The organism is Streptomyces sp. NBC_00212, assembly GCF_045206365.1.
GTDB lineage: Bacteria > Actinomycetota > Actinomycetes > Streptomycetales > Streptomycetaceae > Streptomyces.
This window is the reverse complement of sequence record NZ_CP108115.1, coordinates 2,287,990-2,305,314: the sequence shown is the minus strand read 5'-3', so window position 1 is coordinate 2,305,314 and position 17,325 is coordinate 2,287,990. Positions and strand designations below refer to the sequence as shown.

General features: G+C 72.3%; 13 protein-coding genes and 1 riboswitch. Of the genes, 9 read left to right on the top strand and 4 right to left on the bottom strand.

The features are described from left to right. Positions 1 to 6 precede the first annotated feature (6 nt). Both OHA17_RS10475 and OHA17_RS10470 read right to left on the bottom strand, forming a co-directional pair. Positions 7 to 783 (bottom strand): alpha/beta fold hydrolase, encoded by a 777-nt coding sequence (locus OHA17_RS10475; RefSeq protein WP_406506086.1) that lies wholly within the window; start codon positions 781 to 783, stop codon positions 7 to 9. A 77-nt stretch (positions 784 to 860) separates the two neighbouring features. Next, complete coding sequence (locus tag OHA17_RS10470) at positions 861 to 2,093, bottom strand: citrate/2-methylcitrate synthase (protein ID WP_406506084.1); 1,233 nt, start codon at positions 2,091 to 2,093, stop codon at positions 861 to 863. A gap of 97 nt (positions 2,094 to 2,190) precedes the next feature. Between OHA17_RS10470 and OHA17_RS10465 the strand changes: the two genes are divergently transcribed. After that, positions 2,191 to 3,348 (top strand): citrate synthase/methylcitrate synthase, encoded by a 1,158-nt coding sequence (locus tag OHA17_RS10465; protein WP_406506082.1) that lies wholly within the window; start codon positions 2,191 to 2,193, stop codon positions 3,346 to 3,348. Beyond that, a complete protein-coding gene (locus OHA17_RS10460) occupies positions 3,308 to 4,495 on the top strand; it encodes a CobW family GTP-binding protein (RefSeq protein ID WP_406506080.1) in 1,188 nt (395 codons plus the stop codon). The genes OHA17_RS10465 and OHA17_RS10460 overlap by 41 nt, the downstream gene beginning before the upstream one ends. Before the next feature lie 54 nt (positions 4,496 to 4,549). Here OHA17_RS10460 and OHA17_RS10455 read toward each other — a convergent pair whose 3' ends face one another. Beyond that, positions 4,550 to 7,012 carry a DNA topoisomerase (ATP-hydrolyzing) subunit A gene (locus tag OHA17_RS10455; protein WP_406506078.1) on the bottom strand — a complete coding sequence of 821 codons (2,463 nt, stop codon included), beginning with the start codon at positions 7,010 to 7,012 and terminating at the stop codon, positions 4,550 to 4,552. A gap of 209 nt (positions 7,013 to 7,221) precedes the next feature. Between OHA17_RS10455 and OHA17_RS10450 the strand changes: the two genes are divergently transcribed. The 4 genes from OHA17_RS10450 to OHA17_RS10435 all read left to right on the top strand — a co-directional run bounded on the left by OHA17_RS10450 (position 7,222) and on the right by OHA17_RS10435 (position 12,029). After that, positions 7,222 to 8,559: a M16 family metallopeptidase gene (locus OHA17_RS10450; protein WP_406510681.1), complete on the top strand. Its 1,338-nt coding sequence runs from the start codon at positions 7,222 to 7,224 to the stop codon at positions 8,557 to 8,559. Positions 8,560 to 8,576: 17 nt separating this feature from the next. Beyond that, positions 8,577 to 9,941, top strand: a complete 1,365-nt coding sequence (locus tag OHA17_RS10445) for a M16 family metallopeptidase (protein WP_398880014.1) — start codon at positions 8,577 to 8,579, stop codon at positions 9,939 to 9,941. Between the two features lie 236 nt (positions 9,942 to 10,177). Beyond that, positions 10,178 to 10,337: riboswitch (cyclic di-AMP (ydaO/yuaA leader) on the top strand. Positions 10,338 to 10,350: 13 nt separating this feature from the next. Beyond that, positions 10,351 to 11,115, top strand: a complete 765-nt coding sequence (locus tag OHA17_RS10440; protein ID WP_406506076.1) for a M23 family metallopeptidase — start codon at positions 10,351 to 10,353, stop codon at positions 11,113 to 11,115. A gap of 236 nt (positions 11,116 to 11,351) precedes the next feature. Continuing rightward, positions 11,352 to 12,029 (top strand): GntR family transcriptional regulator, encoded by a 678-nt coding sequence (locus tag OHA17_RS10435; RefSeq protein WP_053725501.1) that lies wholly within the window; start codon positions 11,352 to 11,354, stop codon positions 12,027 to 12,029. Between the two features lie 157 nt (positions 12,030 to 12,186). On the opposite strand, the gene OHA17_RS10430 is transcribed toward OHA17_RS10435, so the two are convergent. Next, positions 12,187 to 12,468 (bottom strand): HPr family phosphocarrier protein, encoded by a 282-nt coding sequence (locus OHA17_RS10430; protein WP_053725500.1) that lies wholly within the window; start codon positions 12,466 to 12,468, stop codon positions 12,187 to 12,189. Positions 12,469 to 12,620: 152 nt separating this feature from the next. Here OHA17_RS10430 and OHA17_RS10425 point away from each other — a divergent pair, with 152 nt between their 5' ends. From OHA17_RS10425 to OHA17_RS10415, 3 genes are read left to right on the top strand one after another with little or no spacing between them, the layout of a single operon-like run. Continuing rightward, positions 12,621 to 15,488: a GNAT family N-acetyltransferase gene (locus tag OHA17_RS10425; protein WP_406506074.1), complete on the top strand. Its 2,868-nt coding sequence runs from the start codon at positions 12,621 to 12,623 to the stop codon at positions 15,486 to 15,488. A 38-nt stretch (positions 15,489 to 15,526) separates the two neighbouring features. Beyond that, entirely contained in the window at positions 15,527 to 16,114 is a 588-nt protein-coding gene (locus tag OHA17_RS10420) for a DUF5998 family protein (protein WP_053725537.1), read from the top strand. Continuing rightward, positions 16,114 to 17,301 carry an alkaline phosphatase family protein gene (locus tag OHA17_RS10415; protein WP_406506071.1) on the top strand — a complete coding sequence of 396 codons (1,188 nt, stop codon included), beginning with the start codon at positions 16,114 to 16,116 and terminating at the stop codon, positions 17,299 to 17,301. Before OHA17_RS10420 ends, OHA17_RS10415 begins: the two co-directional genes overlap by 1 nt. Positions 17,302 to 17,325: the final 24 nt, after the last annotated feature.

Genomic DNA, 17,325 nt, shown 5'->3' with positions numbered 1-17,325 from the left:
GGGGGCTCAGGCGACGCTGTCGTACAGCTCCAGCGTCAGCCGGGCCACCCGGTCCGGCTCCCGCAGTGACGGGAAGTGGTCGCTGCCCGGCAGTCGGACCAGGCGGCAGCCCGGGATGCGGGCGGCCATCGCCTCGTTGCACCGGACCACCTGGATCTGGTCGAGCTCGCCGAGGGCCAGCAGGCACGGCGCGGCGATCTCGCCGAGCCGGTCGAAGGCGTCCGCGTCCGGGACCTGGCGGCCCAGATTGTTGAACCACCCCGGGATCGCCGCACGCACCTGCGCGGCGACCTCGGGGTCGTCGCCGGTTCCGGCCGCTCCCCAGGTGCGCAGGCTGAGCGCCACCAGGCCCTCCATGTCGCCCCTCTGCGCCAACTCAACGATCCGCGCGACGAGTTCGGGGGATTCGAGGTCGGGTGCGCCGGTGACGCCGGGGCAGAACAGGGCGAGCCCGGCGACCCGCGCGGGGGCGTCGAGCGCGAGGCTCAGGGCGGTCGCGCCGCCCATGCTGGACCCGACGAGCACGGCCCGGTCCACCTCGAAGTGGTCGAGCACCGCGAGCAGATCGCCGGAGAGTGAGTACTGAGCGGTGGGCGCGGGGGAGCGCCCGAAGCCCCGCGCGTCGTACCGGATCACGCGGCGGCGCCCGGCGAGCCCCGGCATGACCGGGTCCCAGACGCCACAGGCCGCGACCCCGGGGTGCAGCAGCACCAGCGGGGGACCGTCGCCGCCGGTGTCCTCGGCCCAGACCTCGCCGTCCTTGACCGGCACTGTGAGTTCCATGGCGCCAGTCTGGCGGTACGTACCCGCCGGGCCAAGTTGCCCTGAAGACAGCCGAGTTCAGGCCGCGCCGGATCCGGTCAGGCGGGCAGCGGGCGGGGTGGGCGGGGGCCGGTGTAGTGGCCGCTCGGGCGCAGCCGGAGCGGGCGTTCCGCGTACTCCTCCAGGGCGTGGGCGATCCAGCCGGCCGTGCGGGCCACCGCGAACACCGTCTCGCCGGCCTCGGCTGGCATGCCGAACGCCACGCTCATGACGGCCAGCGCCAGATCGACATTGGCGTGCAGCGCGGTGTGCCGGGCCGTCGTGTCGACCACGTCGCGCGCCGCGGCCAGTGCATCCGAGGCCTGCGGGATCGCTTCGAGCAGCGCGAACAGGGCCCGGGCGCGCGGGTCCTCACCCGGATAGAGCCGGTGGCCGAGCCCGGGCACGCGGCGCCCCGAACGCAGATGGTCTGCGACGACCGGGGCCGCGCTGCCGCGTTCGAGCACCTCGGCCAGCGTGCGGTGCGCGAGCCCGCTCGCGGCGCCGTGCAGCGGCCCCTCCAGGGCGCCGAGCCCCGCCGAGACCACGGCGTAGGGATGTGCGCGGGCCGAGGCCGCGACCCGGGCGGCGAGCGTGGAGGCGGCCAGGTCGTGGTCGATGAGCAGGGCAAGTGCCGTGTCGAGCAGGCGAATTGACTGATCGTCAGGAATCTGCGGGGTGAGGCGCTGCCACAGCTGCCAGGCCGTCCGGCCCTCGCCGCGGTGTCGCTTGCCCGCCGCCGGCAGGGCGCCGACCAGGGTCGGGATCAGCATCCGGCCGCAGCCGAGCACGGCCGAGGGGTCGAGGTCGAAGCGCAGGGGGTCGGCCGCCGAGACCGCGACCGCCGCACCGCGCAGCCGGTCCATCGTGCTGCTGTGCACGGGCAGCGCGTTGACGGCGAGCCGGGCAGCGTCGAGGAACGGCTGCGGCGCGGTGAACCGGGGGCCGTGCGTGAGCTCCCCGGTCCACACCCACTCGGCGACCTCCTCGAAGCCGTACACGGTGGCGAGCTCGACGGCGTCGACGCCGCGGAAGTAGTAGCGGTCCTTGTCGATCAGGGTGATGCCGGTGCGGAACGTGAACTCCCCGCCCGGAGTGCCCGTGCCCGGCTCGCGGCGGCCGCTGCGCCGGGCCAGCGCGTCGACCTCCTTCGCGTCGAAGGTGGAGCCCCGGCCGCCCGGGGCGCGCTCGCTGCTCAGCTGCCCGCGGCTGACGTACGCGTAGACCGTCTCGGGCTTCACGCCGAGCCGCTCCGCCGCCTCGCGGGTGGTGAGCCGTGCCTGATCAGTCATGCGGTCACCGTATCCATATTGATTCGATCAACATTGACAGTCTCGGAGTCAATCATAGACAGTCAAGTCAAGATGAAGAACTGAAGGAGGCAGCCACATGGCCGGCACCATCACCGCCCCCGCCGCGGTACCCCGCGGGCTCGCGGGCGTCGTCGTCACGGACACCGAACTCGGCGACGTCCGGGGCCGCGAGGGCTTCTACCACTACCGCCAGTACTCGGCCGTCGAGCTCGCCCAGAGCCGTGGCTTCGAGGACGTCTGGCACCTGATGTTCCACGGCGAGCTGCCCGACGCCGAGGCCCGCGCAGCCTTCACCGCCCGCACCGCCGCACTGCGCCACCTGCCCGACGGCGTACGCGAGGCGCTGCCCGGCATCGCCCGCACCGGCGCCCTGTCGGGACCGCTCGCCGGGCTGCGCACCGCGCTCTCCCTGCTCGGCGCGGCCAAGGGCTTCCGGCCGGTGTACGACCTGGACGCCGGGCAGCGTGCCGAGGACGCGCTCGCCGCCTGCGCCGCCGTGCCCACCCTGCTGACCGCCCTGCACCGCCTCGGCCAGGGGCTCGAACCGGTCGAGCCGCGCGACGACCTGCCGTACGCCGCCAACTACCTCTACATGCTGACCGGTTCGCAGGCCGAGCCCGAGCGCGTGAGGGCCGTCGAGCAGTACCTCATCTCCACCATCGACCACGGCTTCAACGCGTCCACCTTCACCGCCCGCGTCGTCGCCTCCACCGGGGCCGACGTCGCGGCATGCCTGGTGGCCGCGGTCGGCGCGCTCTCCGGGCCGCTGCACGGCGGCGCCCCCAGCCGCGCCCTCGACACCCTGGACGCGATCGGCACCCCCGACCGCATCGACGGCTGGATTCGCGAACGCGTCCTGGCCGGCGACCGGATCATGGGCTTCGGGCACCCCGTCTACCGCACCGAGGACCCCCGCTCGCGCATGCTGCGCGGGATCGCGGAGGGCTTCGGCGGGCAGCTCGTCGCATTCGCCGTCGAGGTCGAGCGCCAGGTCGAGGCGATCCTGGCCGAGCTCAAGCCGGGCCGCGAGCTGCACACCAACGTGGAGTTCTACGCCGGGGTGGTCATGGAGCTGTGCGGGCTGCCGCGCGAGATGTTCACGCCCACCTTCTGCGCGGCGCGGGTGGTCGGCTGGAGCGCCAATATCCTGGAGCAGTCGGCGGACTCGAAGATCATTCGTCCGGCGGCCCGCTATGTGGGCCCGCCCCCGCCGCAGCCCGTACCCGCAGTCTGAGAGGTCCCAGGTGAGCAGCCCGAGCAAGCAGATCCCCGTCATCGTCCTCGCGGGCTTCCTCGGCTCGGGCAAGACCACCCTGCTCAACCATCTGCTCAGGGCCTGCCGCGGCACCCGCATCGGAGCCATCGTCAACGACTTCGGCTCCATCGAGATCGACGCCATGACGGTGGCGGGCCAGCTCGGCGACTCCACCGTCTCGCTCGGCAACGGCTGCCTGTGCTGCGCCGTGGACGCGAGCGAGCTCGACCTCTACCTGGACAGGCTGACCCGGCCCGCCGCCCGCCTCGACGTCATCGTGATCGAGGCGAGCGGTCTCGCCGAACCCCAGGAACTCGTGAAGATGCTGCTCGCCAGCGAGAACCCGCGGATCGTGTACGGGGGCCTGGTCGAGGTAGTGGACGCGGCGGAGTACGACGCCACACGCGAGAAGCACCCCGAGATCGAGCGGCATCTGACCGTCGCCGACCTGGTCGTGCTCAACAAGACGGACCGGGTGGACGCGGCGGACCTGGCCCGGCTGCGCACCGCGCTCGCGGGGACGGCCGCAGTGGTCGAGTCCGCGTACGGCAGGGTCGACCCGGAGCTCTTCTTCGACCGCAGGCCCCTGACGGAACGCGTCGGCCAGCTCGCCTTCGACGACCTCCTCGACGACGGGCCCGAAGAGGGGAGCTGCGGCGAGGACGGTCATGACCACAGCACCTGCACGGGGCATGCGCATCCTCATCTGCACGCCGGGTACGAATCGGTCGCCTTCACCTCGGACGTGCCCATGGACCCGCGCCGCCTGATGGCCTTCCTCGACACCCGGCCCGAGGGCCTCTACCGCATCAAGGGATTCGTCGACTTCGGCGCGGCCGACCCCCGCAACCGGTACAGCCTGCACGCGGTCGGGCGGTTCCTGCGCTTCTACCCCGAGCCGTGGGAGCGCGAGCAGGAGCGCCGCACCGAGCTCGTCCTCATCGGCGCCGGCATCGACGCACCCGAGCTCGAAAAGCAGCTCGCCGGGTGCGTGGCGGCCCCGGGCGAGACCCCGCCCGAGCACGCGATGTGGGGCGTCCTGCGCTACGTACCCGAGCCGGAGCAGGATCCCCGGGAGCCGGAAGAGGCCGGGGAGTTCGACGAACTCCCCGGCCCCGTCGGCTAGTTGAGGCTCTGGCCGTATCTGGCCCTCGCTGCCCCGTCGGCCGCTCGCCCCTCGTTACGAGGCCGGGCCCGCCAGGACCGCCACCGGTGAGGGCAGCGGCGTGCCCGAGCCGTCCCGGCGCGGGTCCGGCTCCGGAAGCTGCGCCGGGGCGCCGTTGGCCTGGGCCGCGCGGGCCGGGGCCGGGCCCGCCCAGGCGAGCACCAGCTTGTCCTCGCCCTTCAGGAACCGCTGACAGCGCACCCCGCCGGTCGCCCGGCCCTTGCGCGGGTACTGGTCGAACGGCGTCACCTTCCCGGACACCGCCGTGTCGCCGAGCAGGGTGGCCCCGGAGCCGGCCACCGAGAACACCACCGCGTCCCCGGCCGGGTCGACCGCCGTGAACGAGATGACCTTGGCGCCGTCGGCCAGCTTGATGCCGGCCATGCCGCCCGCGGGCCGCCCCTGGGGACGCACCTGACTCGCCTGGTAGCGCAGGAGCTGGGCGTCGTCGGTGATGAAGACCAGGTCCTCCTCGCCGGTGCGCAGCTCGGCCGCGCCCACGATCCGGTCACCGTCCTTGAGGGTGATGACCTCCAACTCGTCCTTATTGGCCGGGTAGTCGGGCACCACCCGCTTGACGACGCCCTGCTCGGTGCCGATCGCGAGCCCCGGCGAGGACTCGTCGAGCGTGGTGAGACACACCACCGTCTCGTCCGCCTCAAGGGAGGACAGGAACTCCGAGATCGGGGCGCCGCCCGACAGGTTCGGCGCGGACGCCGTGTCCGGGAGCTGCGGCAGGTCGATCACCGCGAGGCGAAGCAGCCGCCCGCTGGACGTCACCACGCCCACGTCGCCCCGCTGGGTGGCGGGCACCGCCGAGACGATCACGTCGTGCTTGACGCGCTTGTCGTCCTCGCCGGCCACGAACTGATCGCCGGTGGCGGTGCGGGCCAGCAGGCCCGTCGAGGAGAGCAGCACCCGGCACGGGTCGTCCGCGACTTCGAGGGCGACCGCCGCGACCGGGGCGCCCGCCGACTCAAGCAGCACGGTGCGCCGGTCGGTGCTGAACTTCTTGGCCACCGCGGCCAGTTCGGCCGAGACCAGCTTGCGCAGCTCGTTGTCCGAGTCCAGGATCCCGGTCAGCTCGTCGATCTCGCCGGTCAGCCGGTCGCGCTCGCTCTCCAGCTCGATCCGGTCGAACTTGGTGAGCCGGCGCAGCGGCGTGTCCAGGATGTACTGCGTCTGGATCTCGCTCAGCGAGAAGCGCTCGATGAGCCGCTCCTTGGCCTGCGCCGAGTTGTCACTCGACCGGATGATCCTGATGACCTCGTCGATGTCGACCAGGGCCACGAGCAGGCCCTCGACCAGGTGCAGCCGGTCGCGGCGCTTGGTGCGGCGGAACTCGCTGCGGCGGCGCACCACGTCGAAGCGGTGGTCGAGGTAGACCTCCAGGAGCTCCTTGAGCCCCAGGGTGAGCGGCTGGCCGTCCACCAGGGCCACGTTGTTGATGCCGAAGGACTCCTCCATCGGCGTCAGTTTGTAGAGCTGCTCCAGGACGGCCTCGGGCACGAAGCCGTTCTTGATCTCGATGACCAGACGCAGGCCGTGTGAACGGTCGGTGAGGTCCTTGACGTCGGCGATGCCCTGGAGCTTCTTCGAGCCGACCAGGTCCTTGATCTTGGAGATCACCTTCTCCGGGCCGACCGTGAACGGCAGCTCGGTGACGACCAGGCCCTTGCGGCGCGCCGTCACGTTCTCCACCGACACCGTGGCGCGGATCTTGAAGGTGCCGCGGCCCGACTCGTACGCGTCCTTGATGCCGCCCAGGCCCACGATCCGCCCGCCGGTCGGCAGGTCGGGACCCGGCACGAAGCGCATCAGCGCCTCCAGGTCCGCCTCCGGGTGCCGGATCAGATGGCGGGCCGCGGCGATGACCTCGCCCAGGTTGTGCGGCGGCATGTTGGTCGCCATGCCGACCGCGATCCCGGACGAGCCGTTGACCAGCAGGTTCGGATAGGCGGCCGGAAGGGCGACCGGCTCCTGCTCCTGGCCGTCGTAGTTGGATGTGAAGTCGACGGTGTCCTCGTCGATCGACTCCGTCATCAGCGACGTGGCGTCCGCCATCTTGCACTCGGTGTACCGCATGGCGGCCGGCGGGTCGTCGTTGCCGAGCGAGCCGAAGTTGCCGTGGCCGTTCACCAGCGGCAGCCGCATCGAGAACGGCTGCGCCATGCGCACCAGGGCGTCGTAGATCGAGGCGTCGCCGTGCGGGTGCAGCTTGCCCATCACCTCGCCGACGACGCGGGCACACTTCACATAGCCCCGGTCGGGGCGCAGGCCCATCTCGTTCATCTGGTAGACGATGCGGCGCTGGACGGGCTTCATGCCGTCCCGGGCGTCCGGCAGGGCCCGCGAGTAGATCACGGAGTACGCGTACTCGAGGAAGGAGCCCTGCATCTCGTCGACGACGTCGATGTCGAGGATCCGCTCCTCGAAGTCGTCGGGCGGCGGCGGGGTCTTCGTGCTGCGGCGGGCCATCGCGGCTGCTGCTCCTTCACGTACCGGATCGGATCTCTGCTGCCGACCATTGTGGACCGTCCCACTGACAACGCCGACCGCGACCCGGGAACTTCGCCAGGTGCCCGCGCGCTTGCATACAGTGGCAGGACTTCTTCACTTGAGGACTTACCCCGCCAGTACTTCACCTCGCAGTACTGCACATCGCGAACGAAGGGACGTACATGCCCATGGGTCACACGGCCACAGCGCAGGCCGGCTCCGGCGGTCTGACAGCCACTGAGCACCGACTGGCCAACGGCCTGCGCGTGGTGCTCTCCGAGGACCACCTGACCCCGGTCGCCGCGGTGTGCCTCTGGTACGACGTCGGCTCGCGCCACGAGGTCAAGGGCCGCACCGGCCTCGCCCACCTCTTCGAGCACCTCATGTTCCAGGGCTCCCACCAGGTGCACGGCAACGGCCACTTCGAGCTGGTGCAGGGGGCCGGCGGCTCGCTGAACGGCACCACCAGCTTCGAGCGCACCAACTACTTCGAGACCATGCCCGCCCACCAGGTGGAGCTCGCGCTCTGGCTGGAGGCCGACCGCATGGGCTCGCTGCTCGCAGCCCTCGACGAGCAGTCGATGGAGAACCAGCGCGACGTCGTCAAGAACGAGCGCCGCCAGCGCTACGACAACGTGCCCTACGGCACCGCCTTCGAGAAGCTGACCGCCCTCGCCTACCCGGAGGGCCACCCCTACCACCACACGCCGATCGGCTCGATGGCCGACCTGGACGCGGCGACGCTGGAGGACGCCCGGAACTTCTTCCGTACGTACTACGCGCCCAACAACGCGGTGATCGCGGTGGTCGGCGACATCGACCCCGAGCAGACGCTGGCCTGGGTGGAGAAGTACTTCGGCTCCATCCCCACCCACGACGGCAAGCAGCCGCCGCGCGACGGCGCGCTGCCCGACACCATGGGCGGGCAGCTGCGCGAGGTCGTCGAGGAGGACGTCCCGGCGCGCGCCCTGATGGCCGCCTACCGGCTGCCGCACGACGGCACCCGCGAGGCCGACGCCGCCGACCTGGCGCTGACCGTTCTCGGCGGCGGCGAGTCCTCCCGGCTGCACAACCGCCTGGTCCGCCGCGACCAGACCGCCGTCGCGGCCGGGTTCGGCCTGCTGCGGCTCGCCGGCGCCCCCTCGCTCGGCTGGCTGGACGTCAAGACGTCGGCCGGCGTCGACGTCCCGGACATCGAGGCCGCGGTCGACGAGGAGCTCGCCCGGTTCGCCGAGGAGGGCCCGACCGAGGAGGAGATGGAGCGCGCCCAGGCCCAGTTGGAGCGCGAGTGGCTCGACCGGCTCGGCACCGTGGCCGGCCGCGCCGACGAACTGTGCCGGTACGCCGTGCTGTTCGGCGACCCGCAGCTCGCCCTGACCGCCGTGGACCGCGTCCTGGACATCACCGCACAGGAGGTCAAGGCGGTCGCCGCCGCGACCCTGCGCCCCGACAACCGGGCGGTCCTGGTGTACGAGCCCACCGAGGCACCCGAGGCAGGCAACGAAGAGGAAGAGGCGGGCCAGTGACGGACGCTGTCGTGACCATGGAGTTCCACCCGCAGCCGGCCGCCGGCACCGCCACGCCGTGGGCCTTCCCGGCCCCCGAGCGCGGCACGCTTCCCAACGGCCTCACCGTGCTGCGCTGCCACCGCCCGGGCCAGCAGGTCGTCGCCGTGGAGATCTTCCTCGCGGCCCCGCTGGACGCCGAGCCCGAGGGCCTCGACGGCGTCGCCACGATCATGGCGCGCGCCCTGACCGAGGGCACCGACAAGCACTCGGCCGAGGAGTTCGCCGCCGAGCTGGAGCGGTGCGGCGCCACCATCGACGCGCACGCCGACCACCCCGGCGTCCGGATCTCCCTCGAAGTGCCCGTCTCGCGACTGCCCAAGGCGCTCTCGCTGCTCGCCGAGGCGCTGCGGGCCCCCGCGTTCGCCGACTCCGAGGTCGAGCGGCTCGTACGCAACCGGCTCGACGAGATCCCGCACGAGCAGGCCAACCCGTCCCGGCGGGCCGCCAAGCAGCTCTCCAAGGAGCTCTTCCCGGCCTCCGCGCGCATGTCCCGGCCCCGCCAGGGCACCGAGGAGACCGTCGCCGCCATCGACGCGGCCGCGGTGCGCGCCTTCTACGAGGCGTACGTGCGCCCGGCGACGACGGTCACCGTCGTCGTCGGCGACCTGGCGGGCACCGACCTCGACGCGATCCTCGCGGACACCCTGGGCGACTGGACCGGCAACACGGCCGAGCCGCGCCCCATGCCGCCGATCACCGCCGACGACACCGGCCGGGTCGTCATCGTGGACCGCCCCGGCGCGGTCCAGACCCAGCTGCTCATCGGCCGCATCGGTGCCGACCGGCACGACCGGGTCTGGGCGGCCCAGGTGCTCGGCACGTACTGCCTGGGCGGCACCCTCACCTCGCGCCTGGACCGGGTGCTGCGCGAGGAGAAGGGCTACACCTACGGCGTTCGCGCGTTCGGCCAGGTGCTGCGCTCGGGCCCGGACGGCGGTGCGGCCATGCTCGCCATCAGCGGCTCGGTCGACACCCCGAACACCGGCCCGGCCCTCGACGACCTGTGGAAGGTGCTGCGCACGCTGGCGGCCGAGGGTCTGACGGACGCCGAGCGCGAGACGGCCGTGCAGAACCTGGTGGGCGTCGCGCCGCTCAAGTACGAGACCGCGGCGGCCGTCGCGGGAACGCTGGCCGACCAGGTCGAGCAGTTCCTGCCCGACGACTACCAGGCGCAGTTGTACGCGCTGCTCGCGGAGACCGGCACCGTGGAGGCGACGGCGGCCGTCGTCAACGCCTTCCCGGCCGACCGGCTCGTCACGGTCCTGGTGGGCGACGCGGCACAGATCGAGGAGCCCGTCAGGGCGCTCGGAATCGGTGAAGTGACCGTCGTAGCAGGCTGATTGAGGAACCGTCCGGGCCCGTCGAGGCACCCGGACGGCCGAGGGTCACGGGACCCCGGTGGCGGATGCGCTGCCGGGGTCCTCCTGATCTTCGGCGCAATGTCCGGTTTGTTGGGGAGGTTGCCTGTCTGTCATGTGGCGTGCGCTACAAAAACCGGTGTCTGTTTGGTGATTGAAAGATCAGCCGTCTAGCGTCGGTCCCGCTGTCCGTCACCACCCGTCGCAGCCGCGGCACCGGACAGTGATCGCCGAGTCCCCGAAGGCGCGAGCCTGGGGAGCCGGGGACCCACTCAGTCCCTGGGGTGAATCGGACGCCTCCGCCCGCGGAGGAGCCCGTAGGAGACCTTCCTGCTCCGAACCCGTCAGCTAACCCGGTAGGCGAGATGGAAGGAAAGGACACCGCCACTTCATGGCGTTCACCCGTGCCACCGGGAAGCATCGCGCGCCCAGCCGTATGACGCGCCGCAGCGCGAACATCGCGGGCATCGCCACCCTCGCCACCGCCGGAGTCGTAGGCACCCTCGCCTCCCCGGCCATGGCGGCTCCGTCCGCCGCCGCCGACACGGGCCTGACTCAGGCCATCGTCATCGGCGACACCATCGCCGACCAGGTGGGGGCCCAGGCCGACGCGCAGAAGCAGGCCGCCGCGAAGGCCAAGGCGAAGGCGGAAGCCGAGGCCGCCGCGAAGGCGAAGGCCGAGCAGCGGGCCAAGGAGGCGCGCGAGGCCAAGGAGCGCGCGGCGCGCGAGGCCGAGCGCAAGCGCCTCAACACCTTCGTGGCCCCCATATCCGACAGTTATGTGTCCACCGGCTACAAGACCGGCGGATCGCTGTGGTCCTCCGGCAGCCACACCGGCATCGACTTCCATGCGGCGAGCGGCACTTCGGTGCACGCCGTGGGTCTGGGCACCGTCGTCGAGGCGGGCTGGGGCGGCGCGTACGGCAACAACGTCGTGATCAAGATGAACGACGGCACGTACACCCAGTACGGCCACCTCTCGGTCATCCAGGTCTCCGTCGGCCAGTCCGTCGAGCCGGGCCAGCAGATCGCCCTGTCGGGCAACACAGGCAACACCACCGGCCCTCACCTCCACTTCGAGGCCCGCACCGGCCCGGACTACGGCTCGGACATCGACCCCGTCGCCTACCTGCGCTCGCACGGCGTGAACGTCTGAGACGTACGAGCCGTACGAGCCGTACGAGACATCCGAGGCGTACGAGACGTCCAAGAGGTCCAAGACGTCCGCGCGCACACCGAAGGCCCCCGGCATGCTGCCGGGGGCCTTCGGCATTGGCCAAAAGATATCCATTGGTTCCGGCCCGTCACCGGGAATTAACAAGGCCTGCCATAGAGTCACGGAACAGGCATTGCCCGACCGCGTTTCGCGGGGATTAAGGCGGAGGTTCGGCCATGCGCATTCCGGCGCATTCGGTATGCACGGCAATCCGCGACGATATCGTCTCGGGTGTCCATGAGCGCGGCAGCCGGCTCACCGAGGAAGTCCTCGCACGCCGTTACGGAGTCTCGCGCGTCCCGGTCCGCGAGGCCCTGCGCACCCTGGAGTCCGAGGGGTTCGTCACCACCCGCAGACACGCCGGCGCCTGCGTGGCCGAGCCCACCGACCTTGAGGCGGCCGACCTCCTCGAACTCCGCCTGGTGCTTGAGCCGTTGGCCGCCGCCCGGGCCGCGGGCCGCCGCAGCGAGGCCCATCTCAAGGTGCTGCGCGGCCTGGTGAGGCTGGGTCAGGACCGGGCCCGGCGCGGTCAGGGCGAGGACCTGCGCTCGCTGGGCGGCTGGTTCCACGAGACGCTCGCCCAGGCCTCCGCGAGCCCCGGACTCATCGCGCTGCTCACGCAGTTGAGGCACAAGGTCGCCTGGATGTACGCGGTCGAGGCGCCGGCCCGCCCGGCCGAGGCCTGGGCCGAACTCGGCGCGATCACCGACGCGGTGGCCCGCGGCGACGCCGAACGCGCCCGTTCGCTCACCGCCCTGCACGCGGAGCGATCCTTTTCCGCCCATCGGCTGCGCGGGCCCGCGGCCGTGAGGACTTCGCAACATGCCGTAAACACCGCGAGCGCCCGCACTTAACAGCACGGCCGTATACAAAGAAAGGCGATAAGGGGCGCCGCATCGCGCTGCCCGCAATTCGTTTCCCGCACGCGCATTACTGGGAAACGAAAGGACCGCCGAGCCCGAATTCGGGTTCCGCGGTCCTTCGATGTGACGGGACGTGCCGTCGACCGGATCAGACGGTCTCGGGGAGTTCCTCAAGACCCTCGGCGACCAGCTTGGCCAGCCGGTCGAGAGCGACGTCCGCGCCCTCGGCGTCGGAGGCCAGCACGATCTCCTCGCCGCCCTGCGCACCCAGACCGAGCACCGCGAGCATGGACGCGGCGTTGACCGGGTTGCCGTCGGCCTTGGCGATCGTCATGGGGACTCCGGCAGCCGTGGCGGCACGGACGAAGATGGACGCGGGGCGGGCGTGCAGGCCCTCGGCCCAGCCGACGTTGACGCGGCGCTCAGCCATGGTGTTGCCCTTCGAAATCTCTGACGGTTGTCTAGACCAGTCTCTCATGTGGTGCGCGGTGCTCGTACCGACCTTAGGCCCCGGTGCGCCGCCGATCGGCCCTGCCCACCTTGCCCCGCCCCGTACGGCCCCGCGACCCGTACGCTTTCGGTATGACGACGGCGTCCGACCCCGCGTACCCGGCTCACTGGGAGGCCGACGTGGTGCTCCGCGACGGCGGCACCGCGCGCATCAGGCCCATCACCACCGAGGACGCCGAGCGGCTCGTCTCCTTCTACGAGCTGGTCTCGGACGAGTCGAAGTACTACCGCTTCTTCGCGCCCTACCCCCGGCTCTCCGCGAAGGACGTCCACCGCTTCACCCATCACGACTACGTCGACCGGGTCGGCCTGGCCGCCACCGTCGGCGGCGAGTTCATCGCGACCGTCCGCTACGACCGCATCAACGCCCTGGGCCGGCCGGCCTCCGCCCCCGCCGACGAGGCCGAGGTCGCCTTCCTCGTCCAGGACGCGCACCAGGGCCGGGGCGTCGCCTCCACGCTGCTCGAACACATCGCGGCGGTCGCCCGTGAGCGGGGCATCCGACGGTTCGCGGCCGAGGTGCTGCCCGCCAACAGCAAGATGATCAAGGTGTTCACGGACGCCGGCTACCAGCAGAAGCGGTCCTTCGAGGACGGCTCGGTCCACCTCACCCTCGACCTGGAGCCCACCGCCGAGTCGCTCGCCGTGCAGCGCGCCCGCGAGCACCGCGCCGAGGCGAGATCCGTGCAGCGCCTCCTCGCGCCCGGCTCGGTCGCGGTCATCGGCGCCGGCCGCGCCCCCGGCGGCGTCGGCCGCACGGTCCTGCGCAACCTCCTGGACGCCGGGTTCACCGGACGCACCTACGCCGTGAACAAGGCGCTCGGCCCGGAGCGGCGCGAGCTCGACGGCGTCCCCGCCTTCCCCTCCGTCGGCGCGATCGGCGAACCGGTCGACCTGGCGATCGTCGCGGTGCCCGCCGCACGAGTGCCGGAAGCGGTCGCCGACTGCGGCGAGCACGGCGTGCAGAGCCTCGTCGTCCTCGCCGCCGACTACGCGGAGAGCGGCCCGGACGGCAGGGAGCGCCAGCGCGCCCTGGTCCGCCAGGCCCGTTCGTACGGCATGCGGCTGATCGGCCCCAACGCGTTCGGGATCATCAACACCGCGGCCGGGGTGCGGTTGAACGCCTCGCTGGCGCCCGAGCCGCCGGCCGCGGGGCGGATCGGCCTGTTCACCCAGTCCGGCGCGATCGGCATAGCCCTCCTGTCGGGTCTCTACCGGCGCGGCGCGGGCCTGTCCACGTTCATCTCCTCCGGCAACCGCGCGGACCTCTCCGGCAACGACTTCCTCCAGTACTGGTACGAGGACCCCGCCACCGATGTGGTCCTGCTCTACCTCGAATCCATCGGGAACCCGCGGAAGTTCACCCGGCTCGCCCGGCGCACCGCCGCCGCGAAGCCCGTCGTCGTGGTCAAGGGCGCCCGGCACAGCGGCACGACGCCGCCCGGCCACGCTGTTCCGGTGACCCGGGTGCCGGACGCCACGGTCTCCGCGCTGCTGCGCCAGGCCGGCGTCATCCTGGTCGGCACCGTCACCGAACTCGTCGACGCGGGCCTGCTGCTCGCCGGCCAGCCGCTGCCCGCGGGCCCGCGCGTGGCGATCCTCGGCAACTCCGAATCGCTCGGCCTCCTGACGTACGACGCCTGCCTGACCGAAGGCCTGCGCCCGCTCAGGCCCCTCGACCTGACGACCGGGGCGACCCCGGCCGACTTCCGCGCGGCCCTGGCGGCGGCCCTCGCGGACGACGCCTGCGACGCGGTCGTGGTGACGGCGATCCCCTGGGTCGGCGAGAACGGAGCGATGGAATCCGGCGACGGCCAGGTCCTCGCGGATGCCCTGCGCGAGGCGGCCGCCTCGGCCCCGGCGAAGCCGGTGGCGGTGGTCCACGTGGAGATCGGCGGCCTGGCGGAGGCGCTGTCGGCCGCGGCCCGCACGGTGAACAAGGGGGCGCCCCAGACCCCGCCGAATCCAGCCCCTGAGGGTCCCTCCTGGACGCGTTCCTCGGGGGAGACCGAGGAGCGGCGGCTGGGGCAGAGCCTCAGCACTCCCCTCGGCGGGCCACCCCGCGAAGCCACCCGGATCCCCGCCTACCCCGCCGCGGAGCGAGCGGTCCGGGCGCTGGCCGAAGCGGTCCGCTACGCCCGCTGGCGCCGCGAGGCGGCCGACCCCGGCAAGGTGGGGGAGTACGAGGACATCGACGAGGCGGGCGCGGCCGCGCTCATCGAGCGCCTCCTCGGCCCCGCGCCCGCCCCCCGCGGCACGACCCTGACCGCGTCGGACGCGCAGGAACTGCTCGGCCGGTACGGCATCCCGGTGCGCCCGACGCTGCCCGCGCCGGACGCGGCGCACGCCGTGGCGGCCGCCCGCCGCCTCGGCTACCCCGTCGCCCTGAAGACCACCGCCCCGCATCTGCGCCACCGCCCCGACCTCGGCGGCGTACGCCTGGATCTCGCGGACGAGCACCAACTCGCCCGCGCATATGCCGAATTGACGGCCACCCTCGGCAAGCCCGAGGAGCTGGCGCCCGTCGTCCAGGCCATGGTCCCGCGCGGTGTGGACACCGTCGTGCGCGCCTCGATCGACTCGGCGGTCGGCGCGGTGCTGTCCTTCGGACTCGCGGGCGCCGCCTCCGAGCTGCTCGGCGACACCTCGCACCGGCTGATTCCGGCAACCGACCGCGACGCGGCCGAGCTGCTGCGATCCATCCGGACGGCGCCGCTCCTGTTCGGCTGGCGGGGTTCCGCGCCGGTCGACACCGCGGCGCTCGAAGAGCTGCTGCTGCGGGTGTCGCGGCTGGTCGACGACCATCCCGAGGTGGTCGCGGTGGGCCTGGAGCCCGTCATCGTCGCCCAGCACGGCCTCTCGGTGCTCGGCGCGACGGTCCGCCTCGCCCCCGCCCCGCCCCGCACAGACCTGGGCCCCAGACGCCTGCCCAGCTACTGAGGGCCGTCCGCCCCCTGCGGCAGCTTAAGATGGACCCCATGGCGAAGACCGGTACGACGACCCAGGGGCTCCGCGCGGCGATCGAGCGCAGCGGCTACTACCCGGCCCTTGTGGCCGAGGCGGTGGAGGCCGCGGTCGGCGGGGAGCCGATCGCGTCGTACCTGGTGCACCAGGAGACCACGTTCGACGCCAACGAGGTACGCCGCCATGTGACGGTCCTCGTGCTCACGGACAACCGTTTCATCGTCAGCCACACCGACGAGCAGAACGCCGACACCAGCTCCCCGACGCCGTACGCGACCACCTCCACGGAGTCCGTGAAGCTCGGCCGGATCTCGTCGGTCGTGGTGAGCCGCGTCGTCGCCAACCCCGAGTCGTACACCCCGGGCACGCTGCCCCGCGAGGTCGTCCTGACCATCGGCTGGGGCGCGGTCGCCCGGATCGACCTGGAGCCCGCCGCCTGCGGCGACCCCAACTGCGACGCCGACCACGGCTACACCGGCAACTCCACCGCCGACGACCTGAGCCTGAGGGTCAGCGAGGCCGGCGACGGCCCGGACACGGTGCGCCAGACCCTGGCCTTCGCCCAGGCGCTGTCCGAGGCGACCGCGGCGACCGGCCGCTGATGGCTCAGCCCGCCTGGCAGGACCCCGAACCCCTCGCCCTCGACACCGCACCCGTCCCCGAATACGGCACCGGATCGCTCGCCGATCTGCTGCCCACCCTCGTGGCGGGCCAGGGCGTACCCGGATTCGAGGAGCGCATCGCCGGGCTCGCCCCCGCCGACCGCAACTGCGTCTTCCTGATCGACGGCCTCGGCTGGGAGCAGATCAAGGCCCACCCGGACGAGGCCCCGTATCTGCACTCCCTGCTCGGCACCTCGCGCGGCGGCACCGGGCGGCCCATAACCGCCGGGTTCCCCGCCACCACTGCGACCTCGCTCGCCTCGGTCGGCACGGGCCTGGCCCCCGGCGAGCACGGCCTGCCCGGCTACACCGCGCGCAACCCCGACAGTGGCGAGCTGATGAACCAGCTCCGCTGGAAGCCGTGGACCGACCCGCACGCCTGGCAGCCGTACCCCACCGTCTTCCAGCTCGCCGACCAGGACGGCGTGCACACCGCCCAGGTGTCCTCGCCGGACTTCGAGCACACCCCGCTCACCAAGATCGCGCTCAGTGGCGGCAGCTTCCGCGGCCGTCTTTCCGGCGAGGAGCGGATGGACCTCGCGGCGGCCCAACTCGCCGCCGGGGACCGGTCGTTGGTCTACACGTACTACTCCGAGGTCGACGGCAAGGGCCACCGCTTCGGCGTCGACTCGGACGCCTGGCGGGGCCAGCTGATGTACGTCGACCGGCTCGCCCAGCGCCTGGCCGAACAGCTCCCGCCGCGCGCGGCCCTGTACATCACCGCCGACCACGGCATGATCGACATCCCGTTCGACGAGCAGTCCCGCATCGACTTCGACGAGGACTGGGAGCTGCGCGCGGGCGTCGCCCTGCTCGGCGGCGAGGGCCGGGCCCGCCATGTCTACGCCGTGCCGGGCGCCGCCTCGGACGTGCTGACCTGCTGGCGCGAGGTGCTCGGCGAGCAGTTCTGGGTCGCCAGCCGCGACGAGGCGATCGCGGCGGGCTGGTTCGGCCCGCACATCGACGAGCGGGTCTACGGCCGGATCGGCGACGTGGTCGCCGCGGCCCGTGACGACGTCGTCATCACCGCCTCGCGGCGCGAGCCCCACGAGTCCCTCATGGTCGGCAACCACGGCTCGATGACCCGGGTGGAACAGCTCGTACCGCTCCTCGAAGTACGCTCGTAACCACCCCCTCCCACATCTGAAAGG

What these genes read in the sequence shown, in the direction of transcription:
- OHA17_RS10475 (WP_406506086.1), bottom strand. Translation starts at nt 783, where the DNA reads ATGGAACTCACAGTGCCGGTCAAGGACGGCGAGGTCTGGGCCGAGGAC.
- OHA17_RS10470 (WP_406506084.1), bottom strand. Translation starts at nt 2,093, where the DNA reads ATGACTGATCAGGCACGGCTCACCACCCGCGAGGCGGCGGAGCGGCTC.
- OHA17_RS10465 (WP_406506082.1), top strand. Translation starts at nt 2,191, where the DNA reads ATGGCCGGCACCATCACCGCCCCCGCCGCGGTACCCCGCGGGCTCGCG.
- OHA17_RS10460 (WP_406506080.1), top strand. Translation starts at nt 3,308, where the DNA reads ATGTGGGCCCGCCCCCGCCGCAGCCCGTACCCGCAGTCTGAGAGGTCC.
- OHA17_RS10455 (WP_406506078.1), bottom strand. Translation starts at nt 7,012, where the DNA reads ATGGCCCGCCGCAGCACGAAGACCCCGCCGCCGCCCGACGACTTCGAG.
- OHA17_RS10450 (WP_406510681.1), top strand. Translation starts at nt 7,222, where the DNA reads ATGGGTCACACGGCCACAGCGCAGGCCGGCTCCGGCGGTCTGACAGCC.
- OHA17_RS10445 (WP_398880014.1), top strand. Translation starts at nt 8,577, where the DNA reads ATGGAGTTCCACCCGCAGCCGGCCGCCGGCACCGCCACGCCGTGGGCC.
- OHA17_RS10440 (WP_406506076.1), top strand. Translation starts at nt 10,351, where the DNA reads ATGGCGTTCACCCGTGCCACCGGGAAGCATCGCGCGCCCAGCCGTATG.
- OHA17_RS10435 (WP_053725501.1), top strand. Translation starts at nt 11,352, where the DNA reads ATGCGCATTCCGGCGCATTCGGTATGCACGGCAATCCGCGACGATATC.
- OHA17_RS10430 (WP_053725500.1), bottom strand. Translation starts at nt 12,468, where the DNA reads ATGGCTGAGCGCCGCGTCAACGTCGGCTGGGCCGAGGGCCTGCACGCC.
- OHA17_RS10425 (WP_406506074.1), top strand. Translation starts at nt 12,621, where the DNA reads ATGACGACGGCGTCCGACCCCGCGTACCCGGCTCACTGGGAGGCCGAC.
- OHA17_RS10420 (WP_053725537.1), top strand. Translation starts at nt 15,527, where the DNA reads ATGGCGAAGACCGGTACGACGACCCAGGGGCTCCGCGCGGCGATCGAG.
- OHA17_RS10415 (WP_406506071.1), top strand. Translation starts at nt 16,114, where the DNA reads ATGGCTCAGCCCGCCTGGCAGGACCCCGAACCCCTCGCCCTCGACACC.